Annotated in this window: 18 protein-coding genes; 13 read left to right on the top strand and 5 right to left on the bottom strand. The window is 55.8% G+C overall.

What is annotated here, in order from left to right; translation table 11 throughout:
• Position 1: 1 nt before the first annotated feature.
• The 13 genes from Poly21_RS23620 (at position 2) to Poly21_RS23680 (ending at position 17,629) form a co-directional block, all read left to right on the top strand.
• Positions 2 to 973: a LysR family transcriptional regulator gene (locus tag Poly21_RS23620; protein WP_146409549.1), complete on the top strand. Its 972-nt coding sequence runs from the start codon at positions 2 to 4 to the stop codon at positions 971 to 973.
• Between the two features lie 47 nt (positions 974 to 1,020).
• Positions 1,021 to 5,598 (top strand): glutamate synthase large subunit, encoded by a 4,578-nt coding sequence (gltB, locus tag Poly21_RS23625; RefSeq protein ID WP_146409550.1) that lies wholly within the window; start codon positions 1,021 to 1,023, stop codon positions 5,596 to 5,598.
• A 155-nt stretch (positions 5,599 to 5,753) separates the two neighbouring features.
• Entirely contained in the window at positions 5,754 to 7,256 is a 1,503-nt protein-coding gene (locus tag Poly21_RS23630) for a glutamate synthase subunit beta (protein ID WP_146409551.1), read from the top strand.
• 487 nt (positions 7,257 to 7,743) lie between these two features.
• Positions 7,744 to 8,811, top strand: coding sequence for a Gfo/Idh/MocA family protein (locus tag Poly21_RS23635; RefSeq protein ID WP_146409552.1), 1,068 nt, complete (start codon positions 7,744 to 7,746; stop codon positions 8,809 to 8,811).
• A gap of 371 nt (positions 8,812 to 9,182) precedes the next feature.
• Positions 9,183 to 9,878: an RNA polymerase sigma factor gene (locus Poly21_RS23640; RefSeq protein WP_146409553.1), complete on the top strand. Its 696-nt coding sequence runs from the start codon at positions 9,183 to 9,185 to the stop codon at positions 9,876 to 9,878.
• A 269-nt stretch (positions 9,879 to 10,147) separates the two neighbouring features.
• Positions 10,148 to 11,137, top strand: coding sequence for a calcium/sodium antiporter (locus Poly21_RS23645; protein WP_146409554.1), 990 nt, complete (start codon positions 10,148 to 10,150; stop codon positions 11,135 to 11,137).
• Position 11,138: 1 nt separating this feature from the next.
• Complete coding sequence (locus tag Poly21_RS23650) at positions 11,139 to 12,806, top strand: FAD-dependent oxidoreductase (protein WP_146409555.1); 1,668 nt, start codon at positions 11,139 to 11,141, stop codon at positions 12,804 to 12,806.
• 473 nt (positions 12,807 to 13,279) lie between these two features.
• The gene (locus tag Poly21_RS23655) at positions 13,280 to 13,447 is read left to right on the top strand and encodes a DUF1328 domain-containing protein (protein WP_146409556.1); all 168 of its coding nucleotides are present in this window, start codon (positions 13,280 to 13,282) and stop codon (positions 13,445 to 13,447) included.
• A 113-nt stretch (positions 13,448 to 13,560) separates the two neighbouring features.
• Positions 13,561 to 14,010: a hypothetical protein gene (locus Poly21_RS23660; RefSeq protein WP_146409557.1), complete on the top strand. Its 450-nt coding sequence runs from the start codon at positions 13,561 to 13,563 to the stop codon at positions 14,008 to 14,010.
• 27 nt (positions 14,011 to 14,037) lie between these two features.
• Positions 14,038 to 14,808, top strand: a complete 771-nt coding sequence (locus Poly21_RS23665) for an SDR family NAD(P)-dependent oxidoreductase (RefSeq protein WP_146409558.1) — start codon at positions 14,038 to 14,040, stop codon at positions 14,806 to 14,808.
• Between the two features lie 52 nt (positions 14,809 to 14,860).
• Positions 14,861 to 15,049 (top strand): hypothetical protein, encoded by a 189-nt coding sequence (locus Poly21_RS23670; RefSeq protein ID WP_146409559.1) that lies wholly within the window; start codon positions 14,861 to 14,863, stop codon positions 15,047 to 15,049.
• Positions 15,050 to 15,117: 68 nt separating this feature from the next.
• Positions 15,118 to 16,947 (top strand): alpha-amylase family glycosyl hydrolase, encoded by a 1,830-nt coding sequence (locus Poly21_RS23675; protein WP_302120382.1) that lies wholly within the window; start codon positions 15,118 to 15,120, stop codon positions 16,945 to 16,947.
• Between the two features lie 190 nt (positions 16,948 to 17,137).
• Positions 17,138 to 17,629 (top strand): nucleoside deaminase, encoded by a 492-nt coding sequence (locus tag Poly21_RS23680; protein WP_146409560.1) that lies wholly within the window; start codon positions 17,138 to 17,140, stop codon positions 17,627 to 17,629.
• Between the two features lie 150 nt (positions 17,630 to 17,779).
• Here the strand turns inward: Poly21_RS23680 and ccoS are convergent, their stop codons facing one another.
• The 5 genes from ccoS to Poly21_RS23705 all read right to left on the bottom strand — a co-directional run bounded on the left by ccoS (position 17,780) and on the right by Poly21_RS23705 (position 24,358).
• A complete protein-coding gene (gene ccoS / locus Poly21_RS23685; protein ID WP_146409561.1) occupies positions 17,780 to 17,932 on the bottom strand; it encodes a cbb3-type cytochrome oxidase assembly protein CcoS in 153 nt (50 codons plus the stop codon).
• Positions 17,929 to 20,433 carry a heavy metal translocating P-type ATPase gene (locus Poly21_RS23690; protein ID WP_146409562.1) on the bottom strand — a complete coding sequence of 835 codons (2,505 nt, stop codon included), beginning with the start codon at positions 20,431 to 20,433 and terminating at the stop codon, positions 17,929 to 17,931. The genes ccoS and Poly21_RS23690 overlap by 4 nt, the downstream gene beginning before the upstream one ends.
• A gap of 14 nt (positions 20,434 to 20,447) precedes the next feature.
• Positions 20,448 to 21,305 (bottom strand): sulfite exporter TauE/SafE family protein, encoded by an 858-nt coding sequence (locus tag Poly21_RS23695; protein WP_146409692.1) that lies wholly within the window; start codon positions 21,303 to 21,305, stop codon positions 20,448 to 20,450.
• Positions 21,306 to 21,318: 13 nt separating this feature from the next.
• Complete coding sequence (locus Poly21_RS23700; protein ID WP_146409563.1) at positions 21,319 to 22,158, bottom strand: alpha/beta hydrolase; 840 nt, start codon at positions 22,156 to 22,158, stop codon at positions 21,319 to 21,321.
• A gap of 364 nt (positions 22,159 to 22,522) precedes the next feature.
• Entirely contained in the window at positions 22,523 to 24,358 is a 1,836-nt protein-coding gene (locus Poly21_RS23705; protein ID WP_302120385.1) for a sulfatase family protein, read from the bottom strand.
• Positions 24,359 to 24,559 lie beyond the last annotated feature (201 nt).

Here is a 24,559-nt window from a genome sequence, read left to right on the forward strand (position 1 = left end):
TTTGCAGCTACGAACCTTCGAACTTTTCTGTCACGTTGCCGACCAGCGGAGCTTCTCAAAAGCTGCCGAGGCGGCCGGTGTCACCCAGAGTGCGGTCAGTCAATCGATCGGACATCTGGAAGATTCGTTGGGTACCAAGTTGTTTGATCGTTCCAAGCGGCCGTTAGCGCTTACTGAGGCGGGCCAGATCTATTGGCGCGGTGTCCGAAACATCGTTGGTCAGTACAAGGAACTGGTCGAGCAGGTACAGAACCACGATCGGCGGCGCAGTGACACGGTCACGGTGGGGACGGTGTACTCGGTAGGCCTGAGTTACATGCCGGAGGCGACGAAGGCATTTGAGGAAAATCACCCCAATGTCTGTGTGAGAACCGAGTTCGGTTCGAGCCAACGGGTTGTCGAACTGGTCCTGGAAAACAAAGTTGACTTTGGATTGGTTAGCTTCCCGCGGGCGACCAAGATTCTCGGTACAATCCCGTGGCAGTCCGAGCCCATGCGTTTGGTCTGCTCGGCAGAGCATGTGCTCGCTAGCGAAACGGAGATTCCCGCTTCGCGATTAAGAGGCGTCGATATGATCGGGTTTGAACGTGGGCTGGTCCTGCGACAAGCGATCGATCAATGCCTCAAGGCAGCGGGCATCTCGGTGGTGACGACGATGGAGTTCGATAATTGCGACTCGATCGTGCGTGCGATCCAGGCCAACCGGGGACTGGGGATTATCCCGGAGGCGGCGGTGCGGCGCGAGACAGCCAACGGTACTTTGCGCGTCATTGCGTGCCGCGAAATTCAGATGGTTCGTCCACTAGGAATCATCTTTCGAAAACGCGGCACATTGAGCCGCGCGGCAACTGAATTCGGCTCGCTCTTGCTGGGCCACGAAATGGAGCATGACCTGCTCACCAAAACGGAGGCGGCCAAGGCGGACCGCGACAAATGCGAATCGAACGATCGTGCGGCATCCGTGCTGATTTAGTTCGTTCCGATTAAAATCTCTTCACTCTAGCCAGCAACACAACGACGATGAATCCACTCAATCGATATCATTTACCATCGGCCCAAGGTCTCTATGATCCAGAAATGGAAAAGGATGCCTGTGGGGTCGGCTTCGTCGCTCACATTAAAGGCGTTGCCAGCCACCAAACCGTCATTGATGCAGACACGATTCTGCAGAATATGGATCACCGCGGTGCCTGCGGGTGCGAACCGAATACCGGCGACGGTTCGGGGATCCTGTGCGGACTGCCGCACAAGTTCCTTCGCAAGGTTGCCAAGGCAGACCTGGGGGTAGATTTGCCCGAGGCGGGCAAGTTCGCCGCCGGACTCATCTTTCTGCCGCCCGATGATGCCGAGCGCAAGATCTGCAAAGACACTGTCGAGAGACTCGTTGCCGAAACCGGGCAAAAGCTGATCGGATGGCGTGATGTGCCCCAGCAAGCGGACGCGGCCGATATCGGACCGACCGCCCGCCTCAGCGAACCGGTGATCGAGCAGTTGTTCATCGCTGCCGCCGATGGCCTCTCCGAAGAGGAATTCGAACGAAAACTGTATCTGGTTCGCAAGCAGGCGTCGCACGCGCTGCGGGGCAGCGAAACTCTCGAACAGGCACTCGTGTTCTACGTCTGCTCACTTTCGACGAAGGTGATTATCTACAAGGGGATGTTGACGCCGGCGCAGGTCATGCCGTATTTCCCCGACCTTCGCGACGACGATTTCGAAACCCATCTGGCGATGGTCCACAGTCGCTTCTCAACGAATACTTTTCCGAGTTGGGACCGTGCTCAGCCGCTGCGTTTCATGAGCCATAATGGCGAAATCAACACGCTGCGTGGCAACCGCAACTGGATGCGTGCACGCGAAGGGATGGCCGAGAGCGAGATTTTTGGCGATGAGCTGAAGAAATTGTTCCCTGTCATCGAACCGCACTTGAGTGACTCAGGCACGTTCGACAATGTGCTCGAGTTCTTGCTGATGAACGGCCGCACGCTGCAGGAAGCGATCATGATGATGGTGCCGGAAGCATGGCAGAAGCATCAGACGATGCCAGAGGAAAAGCGGGCGTTTTATGAATACTTTAGCTGCCTGATGGAACCATGGGACGGTCCTGCATCGATCGTGTTTACCGATGGGCACTACATCGGCGCAACGCTCGACCGCAATGGTCTTCGCCCGAGCCGCTATTACATCACGCACGATGACCGTGTGATCATGGCGAGCGAAGTCGGCGTGTTGCCCGTTGATCCTTCGATCGTGCGAGAGAAGGGACGGCTGCAGCCGGGCAAAATGTTCCTGATCGATTTCGAACAGGGCCGTCTGATCCCCGATGAGGAGCTCAAACGCGAATTTGCGGTCCGGAAACCGTACGGGAAGTGGCTCAAGGAGCAGCGCATTCGACTCGCGGATTTGCACCCCGAACAAGAACCCCATGGTTTTGAGGGTGAGACCCTGCTCCCACGAATGCAAGCGTTCGGGTACACCTCCGAAACGATGAACTTCATGCTCCGCCCACTCGTCGAGCAGGCCCGAGATCCAGTCGGATCGATGGGGAACGACTCGGCGCTAGCATGTTTGTCGGATAAGCCGCGACTGATTTACGACTACTTCAAGCAATTATTTGCCCAAGTCACCAACCCCGCTATCGATTCGATTCGGGAAGAGGTGATCATGTCCTTGGAGTGTTACATCGGCCCGGAACAGAATCTGCTTGCCGCCACGGAGCAGCACTGCCACCGATTGTTGGTTGACCATCCGATCTTGACGAACGAGGAGATCGCCACACTCAAGCACATTAATTACGAAGGCTGGCACAGTCGTACAATCGACATCACTTTTGATCGCAGCGAAGGCAAAGCCGGGCTGCAGAACACGCTAGATCGGATTTGCGCCGAAGCAGAAGCTGCCTGTGATGACAACATCCAATTGATCGTGTTAACCGACCGCGCGGTATCCCATGATCGTGTGCCCGTCAGCGTTTTGATGGCGACCGGTGCAGTTCACCATCACCTTGTCTCTCAAGCCAAGCGGACCCGTGTGGGCCTGGTGCTTGAAACGGGTGAGGCACGAGAGGTGCACCACCATTGCTTGTTGATCGGCTATGGCGCTGATGCGATCAATCCTTACCTTGCATTTGAGTCCCTGTGGCAGGCCCATCGCGACGGGCTGCTGCCTCCGGCCTACGACGATGACGCCGTCGTTGCGGCTTATCGCAAATCAGTTGGCAAGGGCATGTTAAAGGTGATGGCCAAGATGGGCATCAGTACGTTGCAGAGTTACAAGGGTGCTCAGATCTTTGAGGCTCTCGGCCTGCGAGACGAGATCATCCAACGCTGCTTTGTGGGCACCGCCAGTCGAATTCAGGGGGTTACGTTTGACATCCTCGCCGAAGAAACACTGCGTCGACATGAACTCGGTTATCCCGAGAAGGCCAATGACCGGTTGCCATCGCTACCCAACCTCGGTGAGTATCACTGGCGTGCCGAAGGCGAAAAGCATGCCTGGAGTCCACAATCAATCTCCAGTTTGCAGCTCGCAGCACGCAACAACAACGAAGATGCCTACTGGCAGTTCGCGCATACGATCAACGAGGAAAACCGGAACCGCTGCACCCTGCGTGGGCTACTTGGTTTCCGTGAAGGCGTTGCCGGGCCATCCATCCCACTCGATGAAGTGCAGAGTGCCAAGGAAATCGTCAAACGATTCTGCACCGGCGCGATGAGCTTGGGCAGCATCAGTGCGGAGTCGCACGAAGCGTTGGCGATCGCAATGAACCGCATGGGCGGTAAGAGCAACACCGGCGAAGGTGGCGAGGATCCCGTTCGTTTCAAAGCGATGGAAAACGGCGACTCCAAGCGGTCGAGCATCAAGCAGATCGCATCGGGTCGCTTTGGGGTTACGATCGAATATCTCGCCAACGCCGACGAGTTACAAATCAAAGTCTCCCAAGGGGCGAAGCCCGGCGAAGGTGGAGAGTTGCCCGGCAAGAAGGTTGATGACTATATCGCCGGCATTCGTTACAGCACGCCTGGCGTTGGTCTGATTAGTCCTCCGCCGCACCACGATATTTACTCGATCGAAGATCTGGCTCAACTGATCCACGATTTGAAGAACAGCAATCCTTCGGCTCGCGTCAGTGTCAAGCTCGTCAGCGAGGTTGGCGTCGGCGTGATCGCTTCGGGTGTCGCCAAAGCACACGCCGATCACATTTTGATCGCTGGTGATACCGGCGGCACGGGTGCATCACCGCTAACGAGCATCAAACATGCTGGACTGCCGTGGGAACTTGGGATCGCCGAGACGCATCAGGTGCTTGTACTCAACGACCTGCGTAGTCGGGTGGTTCTGCAAACCGATGGTGGACTGAAGACCGGACGTGATGTTGTCATCGCCGCGTTACTTGGTGCGGAGGAGTTCGGTTTCGCGACCGCGCCGCTGATCACGCTGGGCTGCATCATGATGCGGAAGTGTCACCTCAATACCTGCCCGGTGGGTATCGCAACGCAAGACCGCGAACTTCGTAAGAAGTTCACCGGCAAGCCGGAGCATGTTGTCAATTATCTGTTCATGGTTGCGGAAGATGCTCGCCGCCTGATGGCGAAACTGGGTTTCCGGACGATCGATGAGATGGTCGGACGCAGCGATGTGCTGAAGACAGACGAGGCAATTAAGCATTGGAAGAGCGACGGATTGGACCTCACCCAAGTGCTCAAGCCGGCGGCGAAGCCCCATGAAAACGTGGGCGTCATCTGCTCTCGCAAGCAAGACCATGGTCTTGAGAAGTCTTTGGATATGACCAAGCTGCTCGGCGAAGCCAGATCCGCTATTGATACGGGCGAGCCGGTTCGCATCGTCTCACCCATCATCAACATCAACCGCACCGTGGGGACGATTTTGTCCCATGAGATCGCCAAGGTGCACGGTCAGAAAGGGCTGCCCGACGACACCATCCATATCGATTTGACCGGCTCCGCCGGACAGAGCCTCGGAGCGTTCCTCGCACATGGTGTGACCATCGAACTCGAGGGTGATGCCAATGATTATGTCGGCAAGGGACTTTCGGGTGGGCGGGTTGTTGTCTATCCACCGCGCGAACGCACTTTCTCCTCATCAGAAAATGTGATCGTTGGCAACGTGTGTTTGTACGGGGCCACCAGTGGTGACGCATTCTTCAGCGGTCGTGCTGCCGAACGGTTCTGCGTCCGCAATAGCGGTGCCAATGCCGTCGTGGAAGGTGTCGGGGATCATGGTTGTGAGTACATGACCGGCGGACGTGTCGTCGTGCTCGGCTGGACCGGACGTAACTTTGCCGCCGGCATGTCGGGCGGGATCGCCTACGTCTGGGATCGCCAAGGCGACTTCAACTTGAACTGCAACCTTGCCACCGTGGAGCTCGAGAAGATCGAGGGTGGTGAAGAGGAGGCGATGGTCAAGGACATGATCCAACGTCACCAGGACTTCACCGGTAGTGATGTCGCTGCCGAAGCGTTGGCGAACTGGGATACGTTCCTGTCTCAATGCGTCAAGGTCATGCCAGTCGACTACAAGCGAGTTCTGCAGGAGCACGCGAAGAAACAAGCCGCCGGATCCGTTCCCGCAGCTGTTTAAGGACGTTCCGACATTCCAACAAATGAGTAGGCGAGTCTCTCCGAGAGATCATGAGTAGGCGAGTCTCTCCGAGACTCGCATCGGAGTCTCCCAGAGACCCGCCTGCTCAACCTGCCGCACCCCACAAGCATATCACTCTTCACAGGATCAATACCATGGGCAAGATCACCGGATTTACCGAGTTCGACCGCGAAAAAGTGCCATGGCGTTTGCCAGTCGTACGGATCAACGATTACGACGAAATCTATACCGAGCATAAGACCGACCAACTGCGCACCCAAGGTGCTCGGTGCATGGATTGCGGCGTTCCATTTTGCCAATCCGCCAGCGGCTGTCCGGTAGACAACCTAATTCCCGAGTGGAACGATCTCGTCTACAACAACCGTTGGAAAGAGGCGATCGAGCGTCTACACAAGACGAACAACTTCCCCGAGTTCACCGGACGGACCTGTCCCGCCCCTTGTGAGGGTGCGTGCGTGCTGGGAATCACTAATCCTCCCGTCACGATCAAGAACATCGAGAATGCGATTGTCGACCGTGCCTGGGAAGAAGGTTGGATTAAGCCGGAACCCCCTCAGTCTCGCACGGGCAAGAAAGTCGCGATCGTTGGAAGTGGACCATCGGGTCTAGCCGCTGCCGACCAACTTAACAAGGTCGGCCATCTCGTCACTGTGTTCGAGCGGGCCGACAGGCTCGGTGGACTGCTGCAATACGGCATTCCCAATATGAAGTTATCCAAGAAAGTCTTGCAACGGCGTATCGACAAACTGGTCGCCGAAGGCATCGAGTTTCGTACCGGGGTGAATGTTGGCAAAGACATTACAACCGATGAACTGCAAGAGCAGTACGATGCCGTCCTGCTCGCCTGTGGCGCCACCAAGCCCCGCGATCTGCCGATTGATGGTCGCGAGGCCAAGGGCGTGCATTTTGCAATGGAGTTTTTGACTGCCAATACGAAGCAAAGCGTTCACGGCGATAAGCTCAATGACGATTTCATTAGCGCCGAAGGCAAGGACGTCATCGTCATCGGAGGTGGTGACACCGGCACGGACTGCATCGGCACCAGCATCCGACACGGTTGCCGCTCGCTAGTCAACTTTGAATTATTGCCAAAGCCAGCCGAAGATCGCGCTGCGGACAATCCATGGCCCGAGTGGCCACGCGTGTTCCGCGTCGATTACGGGCACGAGGAAGCCGAAACTAAATTCGGTAAGGACCCCCGTGAATACCAAATCCTGAGCAAGAAGTTCTTGCTGGATGATGCTGGGAAGCTTCGAGGCATCCAAACCGTTGCCGTTGAGTGGACCAAGAACGACGAAGGCGGTTGGCAAATGAGCGAGGTCGCCGGCAGCGAGAAGGACTGGCCCGCCCAGTTGATCTTGCTCGCCATGGGATTCTTAGGCCCGGAACAATACGTGGCGGAATCGCTCGGCATGAAGACCGACGGCCGCAGTAACTTCCAAGCCGAGTATGGGAAATTCGCCACGAGCGTTGAGGGCGTATTTGCCGCTGGCGATTGCCGACGTGGTCAAAGCCTAGTCGTCTGGGCGATTAACGAAGGCCGCGGCGCAGCAAGAGCGATTGATACCTACCTACAAGGCTCAAGTCGCTTGCCAGCCCCCGGTGTAACGCTCGGAACGTCTCTAGCGGTCGTCTAACGCTCTGCCGCCAAGCACCGACGAGACCGTATCTAGCAGCACCGTTCATCGGGGTCTGGATACGATTTTATGCTGTATGGCTCCGAGGACCATTGATTTTCACAGCCAGCCGGCCAGCGAGGATTTTTTCCACTTTCTCGCTGGCCGTATTGCATTTATGCGGGAAATTCTCGTCGCCAATTCGTTCGCTAGAGCAGTCTGCTGTCTAAAACTTAGTAGACTATTGTCGCCGGTGAACCGGCGTCCAACGGCGACCGGCAGAACCGTGGACGCCCGCTGGCCCTGGGGCTCCCAAGTGGGGAAAGGCTTGTGCTGGGCACAGTTCCATTTCTCGCGGCACATCCCAGGTAGCGCCTGCCAATCGCTGGAACAATTTGTTTCGGGTGAGCGAAACGATGCGTTGACCATGCCTCGCGATAACTTCCGCAGGGTGAATGCTAACGTTGACTCCTGCACTGTCCTTCAACTTCGACTCGGTAGCCTTGATATGCGTTTGAAATTCTCTGTCCTCTGTTGCTGCGTCCTCCCCTGTCTGTTGGTGGCAACAGGATTTTCATCTTCCCCACTTCAGGCCCAGAGTTCCGAACAAACAGCACCTGAGATTCGGCTGGGTATCATTGGATTGGATACTTCGCACTCGCCCGCGATTATCAAGACCTTCAATAATCCGGAACCGACTGACAAGATCTTCGCGGGGTTCCGCGTGGTTGCCGCCTATCCCTTTGGTAGTCAAACGATTGAGTCCAGCGCTAGTCGGATCCCTCAATACACGACAGAGGCTCAAGAGCAGGGGGTCGAGATCGTTGATTCGATTGCCGACTTGCTGAGCAAGGTCGATTGTGTGTTTCTGGAAACCAACGACGGGCAACTTCATTTGGAGCAGGCGTTGCAAGTGTTCCAAGCGGGCAAGCCCGTCTTCATCGACAAGCCGACAGGCTCAAACTTGGCCGAGACGATTGCAATCTTTCGAGCCGCCGAGCACTACCAGGTGCCGATGTTCTCCGCATCATCGCTGCGATACACCGAGGGAGCTCAAGCAATTCGGGCGGGCAAGATCGGGCGGGTCCTTGGATGCAGCACTTACAGCCCATGCTCTCTCGAGCCAGCTCACGTGGACCTCTTCTGGTACGGTATCCACGGTGTCGAGACGCTCTTTACGTGCATGGGAACCGGCTGTCTCTCGGTACAGCACACTGAAACGGAAACGTGTCAGTTTTCGGTCGGTACGTGGGATGGCGGACGCGTGGGTACCTTCCGTGGGATTCAGTCAGGGCGTTCCGGGTATGGTGGCACCGCGTTCGGCGATAAGGCAATTATGGACGTCGGTTCCTACGCTGGTTACGAACCGCTGTTCATCGAGGTCGCTAAGTTCTTTCACTCCCATGAGCCGCCCGTATCTTCCCAGGAAACGATCGAAATTTACGCATTCATGCAGGCTGCGTTCGCGAGCAAGCATCGCGGCGGCAGTATGATTGAAATCGCTGAGGTAATGAAAGCAGCCATTGCGGACGCAGAGCAATTGCTTGAAGGGAAGCTCGTCGAGCCCAGCAAATAGGCCGCTCTGCGATGCGCTGGGCGCGATTGTTCCGCGGGGGCAATTTGGTCGGGCGCCCAGGTCTGCTAACGCGCGCCGGCGCGGGGGGAATGGTTGACTTACCGGTCAGAGGACGCGATAATGTTGTGTGGACTGCCTCCGCATTTCGCGATCCACGACTCACTCGATTTTTCATACCTGACGCGGCGTCATTTCGCCAAATCTTGAGTCAAAATGCCGAAACAGAAGTTTTTGTCGGCGGGTTATCTCACCTAATGAGCATTTATTGATTGAGAAGCAAGCCTTCTTCGGACATTTTTCGCGGATTCGTAGCTACTACGAACGAGCGGCTGTGACTGTTTTCATTCCTTTTTATTAAGCAGACGGAACCCATGAACTTTTCAATGAGCACTCTCGCTCCAGAAAAGCCGATCAACGTCTCGCCGCGCAAAACGGATTCTATCCGCAGCGGAACCGATTCGGCTTCTTCGGAACACGAGATCACTGACGAAGAACTCATCTCGAGGTATCGCCAATCGGGCGACCGCGCGGTCTATGAGGCTTTGATGCGGCGTTATGAACGTGAGATCTACGCATACTTGCGTCGATACATGGGAAATGCCGAAATGGCGGAAGATGCGTTCCAAGGCACTTTTTTGCAAGTGCATTTGAAGTGTCAACAATTCGATCTGACACGTCGTTTCCGGCCGTGGCTGTATGCGATTGCCACTAACCAAGCAATCGACGTGCAGCGACGGAACAAGCGTCACCGGATGGTAAGTTTGGATCGCCCTGGGGGATGGCAGGACGATGACCGGGGCGGAAGTTGGTCGGAGAAACTGGTTGGGGCGAGCGCTGATCCACTCGCCGAAGCCGCTCGTGAAGAAAACGGACGATGGGTACACGAGGCTGTCGCCCAGCTGGGGAAACCCATGCAGCAGGTCGTCGAGCTGGTGTACTATCGCGGTCTCAAGTATCGCGAAGCTGCGGAAGTCCTTGGGATTCCCGTCGGTACGGTGAAAAGCCGCTTGCACTCAGCGATCCATCAACTCGGAGGATTCTGGGACGATTCGCACGATCCCAGTTAGATCTACGTTGACGGAGTGTCGCGGGAGGAGACTCCCGCTATGTTTAAAAGGCCACGTTATTTGAAAATAGCGTGGTTTTTTTGTAAGCAGGTGTCGCGGAAGCGTCAGTGAAACTTTTCATCAGCTGGTGACGAGTAGAATCGGCTCTGGTAATCTCACCGCTAGTCACGCTGGACCGCGGGTGTGTTTCGGACGGTAGGCCGGTGTGTGCCGGACGGTAGGTGTGTCCGCGATTCGCCCCATCTCCTTACTCTCGCTAGCCGCATCTCATGCTTTTCGCTGTCGGACAACTTGTGGCAGGTGCACTGCTATTGCTCTTGGGCGGCGAGGGCGTGGTACGCGGGGCGTCACGGCTGGCAATTTTAGCTCGTCTGAGCCCGCTGTTCATCGGATTGACCGTGGTTTCGCTGGGCACCAGCGCACCGGAGATGGCGGTCAGCGTGGCGACGGCCATGCAAGGCCAGGCTGATATTACGATCGGCAATGTGGTCGGCAGCAATCTGTTTAACATGTTGGTGATCGTAGGATTCAGCGCGATCGTGGCAACGCTGCCCGTCGATCGTCAGATCACATCCTTCGACGCGCCCTTCATGGTGGCGACGTGTATCGCGATGGGGGTACTCGGATACGACGGCCAAATCGACAAAGTTGACGGAGTCGGACTGCTCGTCGCGTTGTTAGTGTACTTCGGAATTTCGTACAAGTTGGGCAAACGTAAGGCTCCTGAATCGATCGAAGACTTCGTCGACGATGTCGCAGGAGAGCCGATGCCAGAAGCATCCTGGGGCCGTACGGTGGGAGCTGCATCATTGCAGTTGCTGATATTGGCCCTCGGTGTTGGTGGATTGATTTTAGGATGCGAATGGTTTGTCGCTGGGTCGGTGACGTTCGCGCGGTTCTTTGGGCTGTCCGAAGCCGTGATTGGCCTGACGATCGTTTCCGTTGGTACATCCTTGCCTGAATTGGTGACGTCCGTGGCGGCCACTTTGAAAGGTGAGCGTGGAATTGCGATTGGCAATGCGGTCGGTAGTACAATCCTAAACATACTCGCGGTGCTTGGTGTATCGGCCGTCGTTTCACCGGTCGGCCTCAATGTTCTGCGCTCCATCGAAGTGTTCGACATTCCTGTCATGATTGGTGCCGCGATCGTGACTTGGATTGTTCTCCGAACTCATCAAAGAGTGACGCGGGTCGAGGGCGTTGTGATGGTCTTACTGTACGTCGGCTATGTAAGCTATCTCTTGCTGGACGCGGCGTGAGATGGGAAAGCATCCCCTGCGGTACTCACGGCGAGAGTTGGTCGAAATGGCGTTCGGCTCTGCCGCCGCAGGTCTGTTTGCGTCGGCGATAGGATGTGACCGGCTTTCCAGAATGGTTTCCGATCCGTTGCCTGGTAAAGGTGAGCTGATTCTTCAGAATCACCGCGTCGGTCATCGAATCCGAGATTTCACAGCGCCATCGCAGGCAGCCCCAGCAGCTTCTGAGAAGCATCAGTGCGTCATCATTGGGGCCGGCGTATCGGGTTTATCAGCAGCCTGGCATGCAGAGCGAATGGGCATCGAGGACATATTGGTACTGGAATTGGAGGCGGTCCCCGGAGGTACCTCGCGGTGCGACAACGCCAATGGTTTCGAGTTCCCTTGGGGAGCGCACTACCTACCGGTTCCGAAGTCCGACAATCAGCCGCTCGTTGAGTTTTTAACGCAGTGCGACGTGCTGCGCGTTGATGAGAATGGCGTGGTTGAAGTCAGCGAGCAGTATTTGTGTCGTGAGCCGGAGGAGCGAGTCTTCGCGCAGCAACAGTGGTGGGGCGGGCTGTATCCTGATGCGATCGCGACTCCAGCGGATCGAAATGAACTGCAGCGGTTCCTGGACGAGATGAAGCGAATGTCAGCTGCAGTCGGTGAAGATGGGAAACGTATGTTTGCCTTGCCGACGCGTCAAAGTTCATCAGCTGAACTTGCCAAGAAGCTCGACCAGATTTCGATGGCGCAGTGGATGAGCGATCGTGGATTCGATTCGCCGCCCCTGCGATGGCTCGTTGACTATGCTTGTCGAGATGATTACGGCCTCCGTGCTGATCAAACCAGTGCGTGGGCAGGCGTGTTCTATTTCGCCGCTCGACTCGATGAACAATCCGGTGAGTCACAAAGCGTGATGACCTGGCCAACGGGCAATGGATTCCTAGTCAAAAAACTCGTCGAACCATTAGGAGATCGCTTGCGACTCAACCAAGCAGTCGCGAGGGTCACACCGTCCAATCGAAATCTCGAGCGATCCTCTCTCATGCTCGATGTGATGAATTGCGAGACCTTCGCCATGACGACCATGGAAGCTGAGCATGTGATTGTGGCGGTACCACAATTTGTGGCGACACGAATGCTTGACGCGGCCTGGATGAAATCACGAGATGAGACACGCGACATCCCCACTGAGGTTTTCTCGTACGGATCATGGGTAGTGGCAAACATCCACTTACGCGATCGGCCTGAGGAAGCTGGATTTCCAATGAGTTGGGACAATGTGATCTCACCATCGGGGTCGTTGGGATACGTCAACGCGACACATCAGTTAGGCATGGATCACGGCCCTACGGTACTGACGTGGTACCAAGCCTTAACGGACGGCCAATCGAACATCATCCGTGAGAAGCTACTTACCCGGACCTGGTCCGAAGTCGCAGAAACAGTGATTATGGATCTTGAGCTCGCCCATCCAGATATCCGCCCCTTGATCACGCGACTCGATGCCATGATATGGGGACATGCGATGCCTCAACCGCATGTTGGCGCGATTTTCCATCCTGCTCGCGCAGCGGCACTGCGATCGATTGGAAACGTGCATTTTGCCTGTACCGACCTGAGTGGTATCGCCTTGTTCGAGGAAGCCTTTGACCATGGATATCGGGCTGCAGCTGCATGCGTCTGAGCAGCGTTTTTTTGACAACCATGGTGGGCTAAGCTGTCGAGACGCGTTGTCGGCTGGGTTGGCGACGCTGCCGGTGCCTCGCGACACTCGGCTCACGATGGCGTTGCTAAGGGCGATTGAATCTATAACCCGTTCTAATACCGCAGCGGTGTCAGCGCCACAACGACGCGAGCCTGACGTAAAAGTTCTCTTGGTAGAGTGAGATTGGTGCCCGGGCGAACAATCTGATGGAGATTCGATCACGCGTCCTATCGACGCGAACGGTCTCAGACGCACGAATTATGTGATGGGCAGAATCAAGACCAAAGATCATTCTAGGGAGCTCGTGAAACTGCGATCATTTGCCTGATTATTATATAATCTTGATGGTTGGTTAAGTTCTGGCACGGCAAATGCGGGTACACCTCTCTCGATCGCGTGAGACGTGATGTTCACAGCTACGCGGAATTCAACACTACTACTGGGAGATAGCCATGTTAGGCTGGGCTTTAACTTTTTTAATCATCGCGTTGATTGCGGGTGCATTCGGCTTCCTCGGCTTGGCAGGTACTGCCGCCTCGATTGCCAAGATCCTGTTCGTCGTGTTCCTGGTACTGTTCGTGATCGGGTTGATCATGGGACGCCGCGGTCCAGTTGCTTAACCAGCACGTTTGGATTTAGCTGTCAGGCTCTGTTGGCGTCGACTACATGCTAATAGAGCCGAAGGTATATTTAAGAATCGCGTTGCGTCAAACACACTCCAGGAAATTTCAGAATGTCTAATCAAGTAGAAGCGAAGCGAGGTACCGACGAGGGCGCAGCATGGGCGAGTGTCCGGGACGCGATTACCGAACGCTGGCCACACATCAACCGTGATGAACTGGCGGAATGCAAGAACGAGACCTGTCGATTAGTGGACTTCGTCAAAGAGCGTGTCAGTGAGGGGCACGATGAGATCGAGTCCGTTGTCTCCGAGTTCGCCCCGCAAGAGTCTATCGTCGACAAGGTCGCACACTCCGCTTCGGATCAGGTGCAGCGGGCGAGCGAGGCGGCACAGTTCGCGTACATGCGGGCCGATGAGTGCATCTCAGAACGGCCAACCGAATCGGTGCTTACCGGGTTCTTTGCGGGTGTCGTCGTAGGAGTCACCGTTACGGCCCTGCTAATGAGATCGAAGCCAGCACCGTCGGCTTGGGATCGCGTGAAGAGCCGATCTTATTTTTAACTCAAAATCTGCTCAGGGGTGCTTGGCATGGCAACGACATTAATCACAGGTGCCTCGTCGGGTATCGGGCGGGAGTTATCGAAACAGTTCGCTGCTGGCGGGGACGACATTGTCATAACCGCACGCAGCGAGTCGGAGCTCAATAACCTTGCCGACGAAGTTCGACGTGCGTGGCACGTTAATGCGATGGTGATCGTCTGTGATCTCGCCCAGCCCCATGCTGCGGACAAATTGCATGAAGAATTGGTCACGCGATCCATTGAAGTGGATAATTTGGTCAACAATGCGGGATTTGGAGCGCTCGGGAAATTTGCTGAGCTGTCGCCTGATCGTCAGACAGAAATGCTGATGTTAAACGTGGTTTCGCTAACACGCCTGACGCGCCTACTGTTGCCATCAATGTTAGAACGCGGCCACGGGGGCGTGCTCAACGTCGGCTCGATCGCAGCATACCAGGCAGGGCCGAACATGTGCGTCTACTACGCCAGCAAAGCGTACGTTCTATCCTTCACCGAAGCTCTCCATGAGGAACTGCGTGGCACTGGGCTCCACGTTACGTGTTTAGAGCCCGGCCCGACTTCAACCGGGTTCGGTGACGATTCGGGAATGTCGAGTTTGCCAATATTCCAATCGCAAGCCATGTCTGCTGAGAACGTAGCCAAAGCAGGATACAAAGCTTATCGTAACAATACTGACGTCGTGATACCGGGTTGGAAGAACCGAGCTTTGCAAACTTCAGCTGGTTTCCTGCCGAGATTCGTGACACGCAAAATAACGGCAAAAATTCACGGCTCGTGAACAATGCATCGACTTCTTTGACGCTCTTCACCCACCTTTAGGATATCTACTGATGCTTTCCCGAATTCATTCACGAAACATTGTGCTGACAGCAGCGATTCTTACTTTTGGACTTATCACGAGCGGGTGTGAGCGTAAAGAGAAGGTTCTCGACGTTGAAACATCGAGTGGTGGTGGTGTGGAAGTCGAGCGAAACCTTGACACAGGGGCAGTCACGGTGGACGTCGACGATGCTAATTAAGCGTCAAACCATCACCTTTCCTCAATTTAATTTTCAGTTCAGCTAACCTCCGTTTAGGTTTTTTTCAAATGCCAGCAACTCCCTCGCTTGAACCCGCTCAATCTGCTGTCGATGCAACCCAGGCGGCTGGGATGGGGCCGATCGTGCTCGATCGCGGTGTTGCATTCCGCGTTTGGGCACCTCATGCGGACAACGTATCGGTCATCGGCGACTTCAACGATTGGAGATCGAAAGCCAATGTGATGGAGCGGGATCAAGGAGGTTGTTGGTACACGTACATTGAAGCCGCCAAGCCTGGCGATCAATACAAATACGAAATTTCAAATGGCGAGCGCACGTTCCAACGGATTGATCCGCGTGTTCGAGAGGTGACCAATTCCGTCGGTAACGGGATCATTCATGACCCGCAATTTGACTGGCAAGGTGACGCATTTCAAATGGCGTCGTGGAATGAGCTGGTTATCTATGAAACACATATCGGAACGTTTTGCCGAAACGACGACAACAGCGTTGGGACCTTTGAGGACTACATCAGCAAGTTCGACTACCTGAAGGAGCTCGGTGTGAACGCATTACAAATCATGCCGCTCGCCGAGTTCGCCGGCGACTTTTCCTGGGGATACAATCCCGCGCATCCGTACGCGATTGAAACCGCCTACGGTGGGCCGGTTGGATTCAAGACATTTGTGCGTGAGGCGCACCGCGCCGGATTTGCTGTCATTCTCGACGTCGTTTACAACCATTTTGGTCCCAGCGATCTCGATTTATGGCAATTCGATGGTTGGAGCGAAAATGACAAGGGCGGTATCTACTTTTACAATGACTACCGCTCATCCACACCATGGGGTGACACGCGACCAGACTATGGTCGTGGCGAAGTGCGTTCCTATATCCGCGATAACGCGATGATGTGGCTCGAAGACTTCCACGTCGATGGTCTCCGCTACGACATGACCCTTTACATTCGCAGTGTTGACGCCAGCGGTCAGCAGGAGATTCCTGAAGGGTGGGGCCTCACACAGTGGGTCAATCGAGAAGTGCATGCGTACAAGCCCTCGGCGATCACTATTGCCGAGGACCTCCAAGATAACGCTTATCTTACGAAGCCAGACAGCGAAGGTGGTGCGGGGTTTTCGACTCAATGGGACGCTGCGTTCGTGCATCCCATTCGTGACGTCATCACCCAGTCGGATGATGCGGGCCGTGACATGAACAAAGTTCGAGACGCACTTTATCATGCGTACGATGGCGACGCCTTTCGACGTGTCGTCTATACCGAATCACACGATGAGGTCGCCAACGGCAAGGCACGTGTGCCCAGCGAAATTGATTCCGATGACCCCGACGCCTGGTTCGCTCAAAAGCGGTCGACACTCGGATTGGCACTTGTTCTAACCGCCCCCGGGATTCCAATGCTGTTCCAGGGCCAAGAATTCCTGGTCGACGGCTGGTTCCAAGATGCTGATGAACTTGACTGGGACCAAGCGAGCGAACACGGCGGCATCATCAAGCTGACAGAGAAACTAATTCGCTTGCGCCGGAATCTCGATGGCAACACGAAGGGACTCACCGGACAACGAATCGAGGTGTTTCATATCAATCACCGAAATAAGGTTGTGGCATTTCAGCGAGGTTTCGACGGTGGTCCTGGAGACGATGTTGTTGTGATTGCGAATTTCGCAAACCAACACTTCGAACAATATCAGTTTGGTTTGCCTGCGAGCGGGATGTGGCGCCGACGATTTAGCAGTGATCGGCGAATGTATAGCGAGGATTTTGCCGGGCAAGCGAGTGGCGACATCCAAGCAGAGTCGTCCGCATATGACGGAAAACCATTTAGTGGTCGAATAGAACTGCCGCCCTACACGGCGCTGATTTACTCCCAAGAAGCGACGTGATTGACATTTGGATTGCGAGGGATTTCTCGTTCCGTAACATGGGCTCGTCCGTCAGTTAACGAAATCTGGCGAGAGTCAGATGACGGGGCCATGCAGTAGCAACTGTACGGAAAGGTTGCTCTGCGGAAGCATCGCAAAACCCACAGCACGAAGCCCCGCCTGTTCCGAAACATCTCATTGGAAGTCCGCAATGATTCGCGATCATACGCTCCACCTGAATGCAGTCGACACCCAGCAGTTAACCCGTTGGATGAAAAGTGCGTTGGCGGCGGGCGTGCAGGCAGGGGAGAATCCATTCGGGGCGGCTATTTTCGCGGTCGACGGCACGCAGGTCGTTGCCGCTAATAATACTGTGAATTCGACGAATAATCCTGCGGCACACGCAGAGGTGAATGCGATTGCCGATGCCAGTCGTTCACTCGGGAGATCCGACCTGGGTGGATATTGGTTGCTAGCGACTGCGGAGCCTTGTCCGATGTGTCTTTCCGCTGCCGTGATTGCGGGAATTCGAAACATCGCCTTTGGTGCCAATCAAGTCGTTGTCAACGAAGCGGGCTATGGTGGATTGGGAATTTGCAGCCGAGAACTCGCTAACCAATTTAATTGTGAGATAGTGCTGCGAGGCTCAATTTTGGGTAACGATTGCGTGCGGTTCTTGCTCAACAATCGAAAGCCCAACTGAATGAGCGCCTTAACAGTCCGCCACGTGTCAGGCTAAGAGGGCTCCCCGAGACTTTGACGGTATCAGTCCGCTGGAGTGAGCAGTGGACGTCGTTGACGCGCACCAGCCGTCTCAGAGCATGAGCCGCCGCCAGGCCAGCGTCTATGAGCGTTAGCGTTTGGCGTCCTCGTCATCGATTAGCATCCGCACTGCGGGAGTATCAAGATCGTCATATTGACCGCTACGAATGCACAACACACAGGCGAGCAATCCGCCGCCGCCAAGGAGTAATGCGAGTGGAAGTGCGACATACAGAACGCTCACCGCAATGATTCCCGAGGGGCTGGAAGTGATTGGGACGGGTAGGTGGGCCACATCAATGTTACCGCCAGGACACTGACGCTGCTCAGAGGCATTAGGATTGCGGCGACGAGCGGACTGATTTTGCCGCTCATTGCCAATGCGACGGCGACTAGATTATACAGCAGGGAAACGGCGAGGGCAGTCCGAATTAGCCAGTCCGTACGCCTCGAGGCGTCAATGAGATCATCCACCCGGTGGAGGTGATCGTCGGCAATGAAGACAGGGGCGGCCTGCAGGCTCACCTCCACGCCCCCGCGGACGGCAATCCCCACGTCTGCGGCTGCCAGGGCAGCGGCATCGTTTGCCCCATCGCCAACCATGACGGTTGTTGGCACGTCCGCAGTCGTAAACCGCTTGTCGCCCCGCACCGCAGCTAGTTTTTCCTCAGGACTGAGGCCGCCAAAGGTGAGTTCTCGGTCTACCCCGAGGAGATCAGCGACATGATTAACGATTTCGGGATGATCGCCAGAGAGGATACCAACCTCCCAGCCACGTTGCCGCAATCGTGTCAGGGTCTCAGCGGCTTCCGGTTTGATTGCATCCGAGATCGCAACCACGGCCTCCACGATGCCGTCACGGGCAATGACAATCGGGCTGGCCGCCTGTCCGGTACAATCACCGATCGCGTCCAAGACAACCTGGCCCAATCCGAACCCTTGGTTTCGTAAAAACGATGGGCTACCGACCAGAATTTCACTCTCGTCAGCGTGCCCCAACACTCCTTGGCGATACACCGCATCGAGTTGGGCGTCAGGTAGCGTGTGGACGCCGGTGCGGCGTGCTAGCCGGACCAGTGCGGCAGCAACTGGATGCCGGCAATGCTGTTCCACCGCTGCAGCGGCAGCGATCACGTCGGACGCTCCCCATACAACCCACGCATCGGGCTGTCCCGTCGTCAGCGTTCCCGTCTTATCAAACCAGATACGTCCGCCTCGCGCGAGTTGTTGCAGGGTGGTGCCGTCGCGAATCAACACGCGGTGTTTGGCGGCACGGCCGAGAGAAACCGCAATCGCCAGTGGAGTGGCCAACGCCAATGCACAGGGGCACGCCACGATCAACAACGCCGTCGCATTGGATGCAGCCATCGCCCACCCCTGCGGTAGCCACCACAGAAACGTGACAATGGCCAGCAGCGTCACTGCCACGACAAACACGCCCCCGATCGAATCCGCAAACTGCACGATCGGAATTTTGTCACTCATGGCTTCCTCGACCGATTGCATCACACGACCGATGCGACTTTCGCGGCCAGTTGAGTGTACGCAAATATCAAGGGGCCGCTGCAGGTTCAGCGTACCGGCAGAAACCTCACCACCTTCGCAAATTTCAACCGGAACACTTTCACCGGTTAACAGGGACCGATCGAGTAGGGATTCGCCGTGGACAACTTCGCCATCGACAGGGATGCTTTCGCCCGCATCCACACGAACACAATCGCCACTCTTCAAAATATCCACCAATACCGTATCGATTGTGCCGTCGGAATTCACGCGAGCGGCATGTCGAGGCGTGATACGAAGTAACAGATCGACAGCCTTGGCGGCCCGATGCTGTTGATGAAACTGAATCCAACGACCAATCAACAGTAGGAACACGAGCACCGCGAGCGAATCAAAATACAATTGATTACCGCCCACAATCACATTGACAACTCCTGCCACCGTACCAACCGCCAAACCGAGAGCAACCGGGAGGTCCATATGCGGCACGCGTGACTTCAGCGATGCAAAAGCACCGACGAAAAACGTTCGTCCTGGGAACAGCACCGATGCGACGCCTAACAGGGTACCGGTCAACGCTAGAAAAGAGCGATGCTCGACCGCAACACTTTGCAGATCTCCTGCGTAGAGTGCCACCGCGATCCACATCGCGTTGGCTGCACAGAACCCCGCGACCGCAATGCGAATCAAATGACGTCGGTTCTCATTCTGAAAGTGAGAATCGCGCTCTGGTGAGAGTGGTGCAAGCTCGTAGCCTAGTCGGTCGAGCAAACGAGCAATCTGACTCAGCGCAGTTGTGGCTGGGTCGTACACAACTCTTACCGTATGATCGCTCATCTTGACTCGCGCCGCATTCCAACCCGGGGTGTGTCGTGCCGCATTCTCGATCAACCATGCACACGCGGCACAGTGCAGGCCATGCACTGCAAGCTCGCTGCACAGCAAACCGTCGTCAGTGCGTCGCGGCGTGGAAGTACCAAGAAACTCCTCGCTATCAAACCGATCATAGCGGTGCGATTTTTCATTAACGCGCGTCGCCGTTCCACGTCCAAGCTGATCACGCAGTCCGTAATAGGACTCCAAGCCCCAACCATGAATCAGCTCATAGGCACCGCGACAGCCGTTGCAGCAGAATATCTCTTCGGACGGTTGGTCAGGGTAGCTATCGGTTGGTTCACCGCAATGGATACAGGGCCGCGAAATGCGCGTTGGTGTAATGGCAGGAGATTGAGTTGGCGTCATAGTTTAAACATCAATCAGTCTGATGTGCTGGTACCCGCCGGCGGAGCGCTCCGCTGATCGACTGCGAACGGGAGCGATCCCGGTTCCCGCTGCCCCACGCCGCCATTACAGAATTCCGTGGGTATTTGACCATTTCGATCGCCCATGAGATCGAGGGAACCGCCCCCACCTAGATCCGACATCGAATTCAGGCCAGCGAAACCCCGTCCGGTTGCTGTGAACCCGCCAGCGACAATCAATAAAATGGCCGTAACGACAGGCACGACTTTCACGAACTCGCGTGAGAGCGTTTGTGTTCCTGCAATTAACGCGGTCAGTGCAGGCACTGTTCCTACCCAGAACGCCGCCATGGTGACACCACCCATCAGAACGCTACCTGTCCCCGCGGCAATCAACGCGAATAGGTACAACCAACCACAGGGTAACAGCGTTGTCAGCATACCCACCGCCAACGCTCGAGCACTGGCCGGCAACTGAAATACATAGGGCCGCAACTTAACGAGCAATCCACCAACTCGACTTGGCGCCGATGCCATTCTCCCCGCGCCTCGCATCGCCCACGCCAATCCCATGAGTCGCCAAGCCCCGATCAATACCATCAGCATGCCGACCACGCGGGCGGCAGCTAATTGAAACCCGAATGTTTGGCCACCGATATCAACGAGGCTACCGATCCCACCGGCAATCAAACCCGCGATCACGTAAGTGGTTAAGCGGCCGAAGTGGTAGAGCGACGTTGACCAAACGATTCGCCGTCGAGACGCACTTTCGCCCGCACCGCTGGCCCAGATCGCCAGCGGACCACACATCCCCACACAGTGCATACTGCCTAAGAGACTGGCGGTGACGACGGCGGTGACGAGCACAAGCATGGGGATCAACGCTTTAGTTCAGAACGCCTAAATCTCGCATCCAAGCCTCGGCGTACTGCGGCCATGACTCGGGAGCTCGCTCAGATCCCCGTAGTCCGTAGCCGTGGCCACCACTGGGAAATAGATGCATTTCTGCGGGGACCTGGGCGCGTTTCAAAGCAAGGTAATACATCAAAGTTCCCTCGACGTGGGTGCCATCATCCTCGGTCTGGAACAAGAACGTGGGGGGCGTTTTTTCGGTGACCTTCAGCTCTGGCGGCAACTCCAGCGCTTGCTTCTGGGCCAAATACGCAGGATAAATCAAAATCACAAAATCGGGCCGGCAACTCACTCGGTCGGCGTCATCGATTGGCTCATAGGTCCGCTTGTCGAATTGGGTGCTCGCAGCCGCCGACAGGTGGCCCCCTGCTGAAAAACCCAGCACACCAATCCGCTGCGGATCGAGATTCCATGAATCCGCCTGAGCACGAACCAATCCCAAGGCGCGCTGCAGGTCCTGCAGAGGTGCCGCGTGAGCAGGCAAGCCTTCACGCCGTGGCACACGATACTTCAGCAACACCGCGTTGACGCCAATCGAGTTGAGCCATTCACAGACTTCGGTGCCCTCCAAATCCATTGCGAGAATGTGATAGCCGCCGCCGGGGCATACAATTACAGTCGCCGCTGTCTCGGAGTTGTCGGAGGCACGATACAGCGTCATTGTTGGTTCGGAGACATTTCCCAGCCGGATGACGCGATTGGTCGTTTCCTCGGCGCTCGTCGTATCGTGTTCTTCACCAATATCACCTCGTTCTCCTGGGGCCCCATCGGGCCACAGCAATTGGGGTTCCGCTGCATTTGCAGCGATCGCCATCAGGCAGAATGCTAGGGTGCACGACGCGATCGGGCCAAGCCTCAACATAGTTTTCCTCGTGGGTTGCTAAACAGCAGTTCGCCGGTGTCTTCCGATCCGAACGCCGGCGTCCATTGTAGCGAAACATGTCCAGTCCGGCTCCAGGCCTAATCGAAATCGCCAGTCGAAAAGCGTTGGCAGGTGAGTCCGCGCGCTAGATACCCGTGAATAAACCACGACTTCCCCTCGTCCGGCGCTTACAACTGATCGATAGAGTCTCTGTTCCCGCTAAAACGAATCAAACTTTGCTCCACTGGCATGCTGAGCACGCTTGATCGTCCGCAACGGTGAGCACCGAATTTGGCTTTCCAGCAATGATGATCCGCTACTTTATCAGCGTTATGGCCGGACCGGTGGTCGGAATCAGTTCGACGGACTTGACCGAGGTCGTTCCAGGCGGAAGGTGAATACGGACGTGGATGACTTTTAACTCAATGGGGATGCGTGTCTCGATGGTTTGCCACTGGTCCGATTTCTCTGCGGCGAAGTTGACTCGATTGCCTTCGACGAAACTCTCGTCCATGGAGGTTCGCCAGGAGACACCGAGTGCCCCTGACGCTGTCGTCTTGACAACCATTCGGACGGAAACAGGGCCGGCCAAGTTTAAGCCGTTTCTGGTAATGAACGGTGCTTGTGGCGCATCGGGTCTGTGGGGTTCTAATCGCAATCCTTCTCTAGTGACTGTCATTTTGCCGCCTCGAATGGTCCACGGAGATGCGAGATTCTGCATCTCAGACTTGGACTCCGCCGAATCGGAGTTCGGCAGGAACTTCTTTGGTGCAGGTGATGCCGGTTTGCCGTCGAGATAGAAATCGAAATAGTCAGTTGCAGCCTTGGACATGTCACCGTTTGCCAGCCCGGGCGGATCAAGTTTACTGGCCCAATGCGATAGCTTCTCCCGCAGCCGATCAGCAATTTCGGGATGTTCATCCGCCAAATTATGTTGCTCTTCGAGGTCACTTTTTAAGTTGTACAGATACTCTCGATCGCCGCCGCGGAGCAGCTTCCAGTCACCCTCACGAATCGCCGACTGGGCAGACCAACGCCAAGCGAGAAACTCATGGGGGGCTTCCTTCCTTGCACCGGTAAAGTACGGAATTAAATTAACTCCGTCGAAGTCCTCTGGCTTTGACTCGAGCATGGCGAGCTCAGCGGAGGTCGCAGCGACATCGAGCGCGCTCACCGGGTGTTCGAATACGAGTCCGGCTGGAATCGTTCCCGGCCAGCAGGCGACGAACGGGACATGCATGCCGCCTTCAGAGAGCATGCCTTTTTCGCCGTTGAGTGGATCATTCAGAGATCCATCCCAACCGGGGCCGCCTCCGGGGGCGTCAAGTTTATGAATTTTCAACGGCGCCCCGTTATCACCGATGTAGAAGATCAATGTATTTTCTCTCAAGCGGTGTTGGGCCAGCGTGCGAGTGATCAATCCGACCCCATCATCGACGGCTGACAACATGGCGAGTGCTTGCCGTCGCCGTTCAGGCATTTCGCCGGGAAATCGATCGAGATACTGTTGCGGGGCGTCCAAGGGCACGTGTGGCGCGCGGTACGCGACGTATAGGAAAAATGGATGATCCCGATAACGCTCGATGAGCGAAGCAGCGGCTTGGCTACATGCATCAATGTGGTACATCTGTTGCCGCTGAGTCGACAGTTCTCGATCGCTACCATCAAGATTGATGTTGGCGACGAAGGGCCCGCCAGAGTTCTGGTTGAAAACATGCTTGAACCCGTGTTCGACAATTTGCGACCCTGGGCCAAGGTGCCACTTTCCAAATTGAGCGGTGATGTATCCCGCTTTCTGCAGACGTTCAGCGATTGTCAGTTCGCGATCAAAACCCGCAAGCGAGTGGCCGTTGGACTCAACGCCGAACTTGGATTGAAACTTACCAACTAACAATCCTGCTCTGGACGGCACACATTGCGGCGCGGTGCTATAGCCATGCCGCGCGAGCACACCGGTTCTTGCCAAGGCGTCGACGTTGGGTGTACTGATGTCATCAATCACTCCTTGGCAGGACATATCCGCGTAGCCGTGGTCATCAGTGTAAAACACGATAATGTTTGGCCGCTCAACCTTGGCTGCAGCGTTAGAAACCGTCGCCAGCGAGAGGCCGATAACCAGGCATACTCTGAATGTCGTTGTCGATTGCATCATTGCATTCAGAAGGTGTTCAAGTTTGTATCGAATTCAGGACAGATAGTGATTGTAGACTCAGTCAGAGCGCGTGGGGTGGTGCGTCCGCTCATGGTGCCGGTGCCGAAGTTATGGTCCATCCGGGTTTGTGGTGGGTTTCGCAGCGGTGAGCTAGGTGTGCGAGATTTTCAAGGCATGGCGGCGGCGTCAGAAATTTTTGTC

Origin of the sequence: Allorhodopirellula heiligendammensis, from assembly GCF_007860105.1 — a bacterium.
In the GTDB taxonomy this organism is placed as follows: Bacteria; Planctomycetota; Planctomycetia; order Pirellulales; family Pirellulaceae; genus Rhodopirellula; species Rhodopirellula heiligendammensis.

Coding starts and splice junctions, on each gene's coding strand:
- gltB (WP_146409550.1), top strand. CDS start 1,021: ATGAATCCACTCAATCGATATCATTTACCATCGGCCCAAGGTCTCTAT.
- Poly21_RS23630 (WP_146409551.1), top strand. CDS start 5,754: ATGGGCAAGATCACCGGATTTACCGAGTTCGACCGCGAAAAAGTGCCA.
- Poly21_RS23635 (WP_146409552.1), top strand. CDS start 7,744: ATGCGTTTGAAATTCTCTGTCCTCTGTTGCTGCGTCCTCCCCTGTCTG.
- Poly21_RS23640 (WP_146409553.1), top strand. CDS start 9,183: ATGAACTTTTCAATGAGCACTCTCGCTCCAGAAAAGCCGATCAACGTC.
- Poly21_RS23645 (WP_146409554.1), top strand. CDS start 10,148: ATGCTTTTCGCTGTCGGACAACTTGTGGCAGGTGCACTGCTATTGCTC.
- Poly21_RS23650 (WP_146409555.1), top strand. CDS start 11,139: ATGGGAAAGCATCCCCTGCGGTACTCACGGCGAGAGTTGGTCGAAATG.
- Poly21_RS23655 (WP_146409556.1), top strand. CDS start 13,280: ATGTTAGGCTGGGCTTTAACTTTTTTAATCATCGCGTTGATTGCGGGT.
- Poly21_RS23660 (WP_146409557.1), top strand. CDS start 13,561: ATGTCTAATCAAGTAGAAGCGAAGCGAGGTACCGACGAGGGCGCAGCA.
- Poly21_RS23665 (WP_146409558.1), top strand. CDS start 14,038: ATGGCAACGACATTAATCACAGGTGCCTCGTCGGGTATCGGGCGGGAG.
- Poly21_RS23670 (WP_146409559.1), top strand. CDS start 14,861: ATGCTTTCCCGAATTCATTCACGAAACATTGTGCTGACAGCAGCGATT.
- Poly21_RS23675 (WP_302120382.1), top strand. CDS start 15,118: ATGCCAGCAACTCCCTCGCTTGAACCCGCTCAATCTGCTGTCGATGCA.
- Poly21_RS23680 (WP_146409560.1), top strand. CDS start 17,138: ATGATTCGCGATCATACGCTCCACCTGAATGCAGTCGACACCCAGCAG.
- Poly21_RS23690 (WP_146409562.1), bottom strand. CDS start 20,433: ATGACGCCAACTCAATCTCCTGCCATTACACCAACGCGCATTTCGCGG.
- Poly21_RS23695 (WP_146409692.1), bottom strand. CDS start 21,305: ATGCTTGTGCTCGTCACCGCCGTCGTCACCGCCAGTCTCTTAGGCAGT.
- Poly21_RS23700 (WP_146409563.1), bottom strand. CDS start 22,158: ATGGCGATCGCTGCAAATGCAGCGGAACCCCAATTGCTGTGGCCCGAT.
- Poly21_RS23705 (WP_302120385.1), bottom strand. CDS start 24,358: ATGATGCAATCGACAACGACATTCAGAGTATGCCTGGTTATCGGCCTC.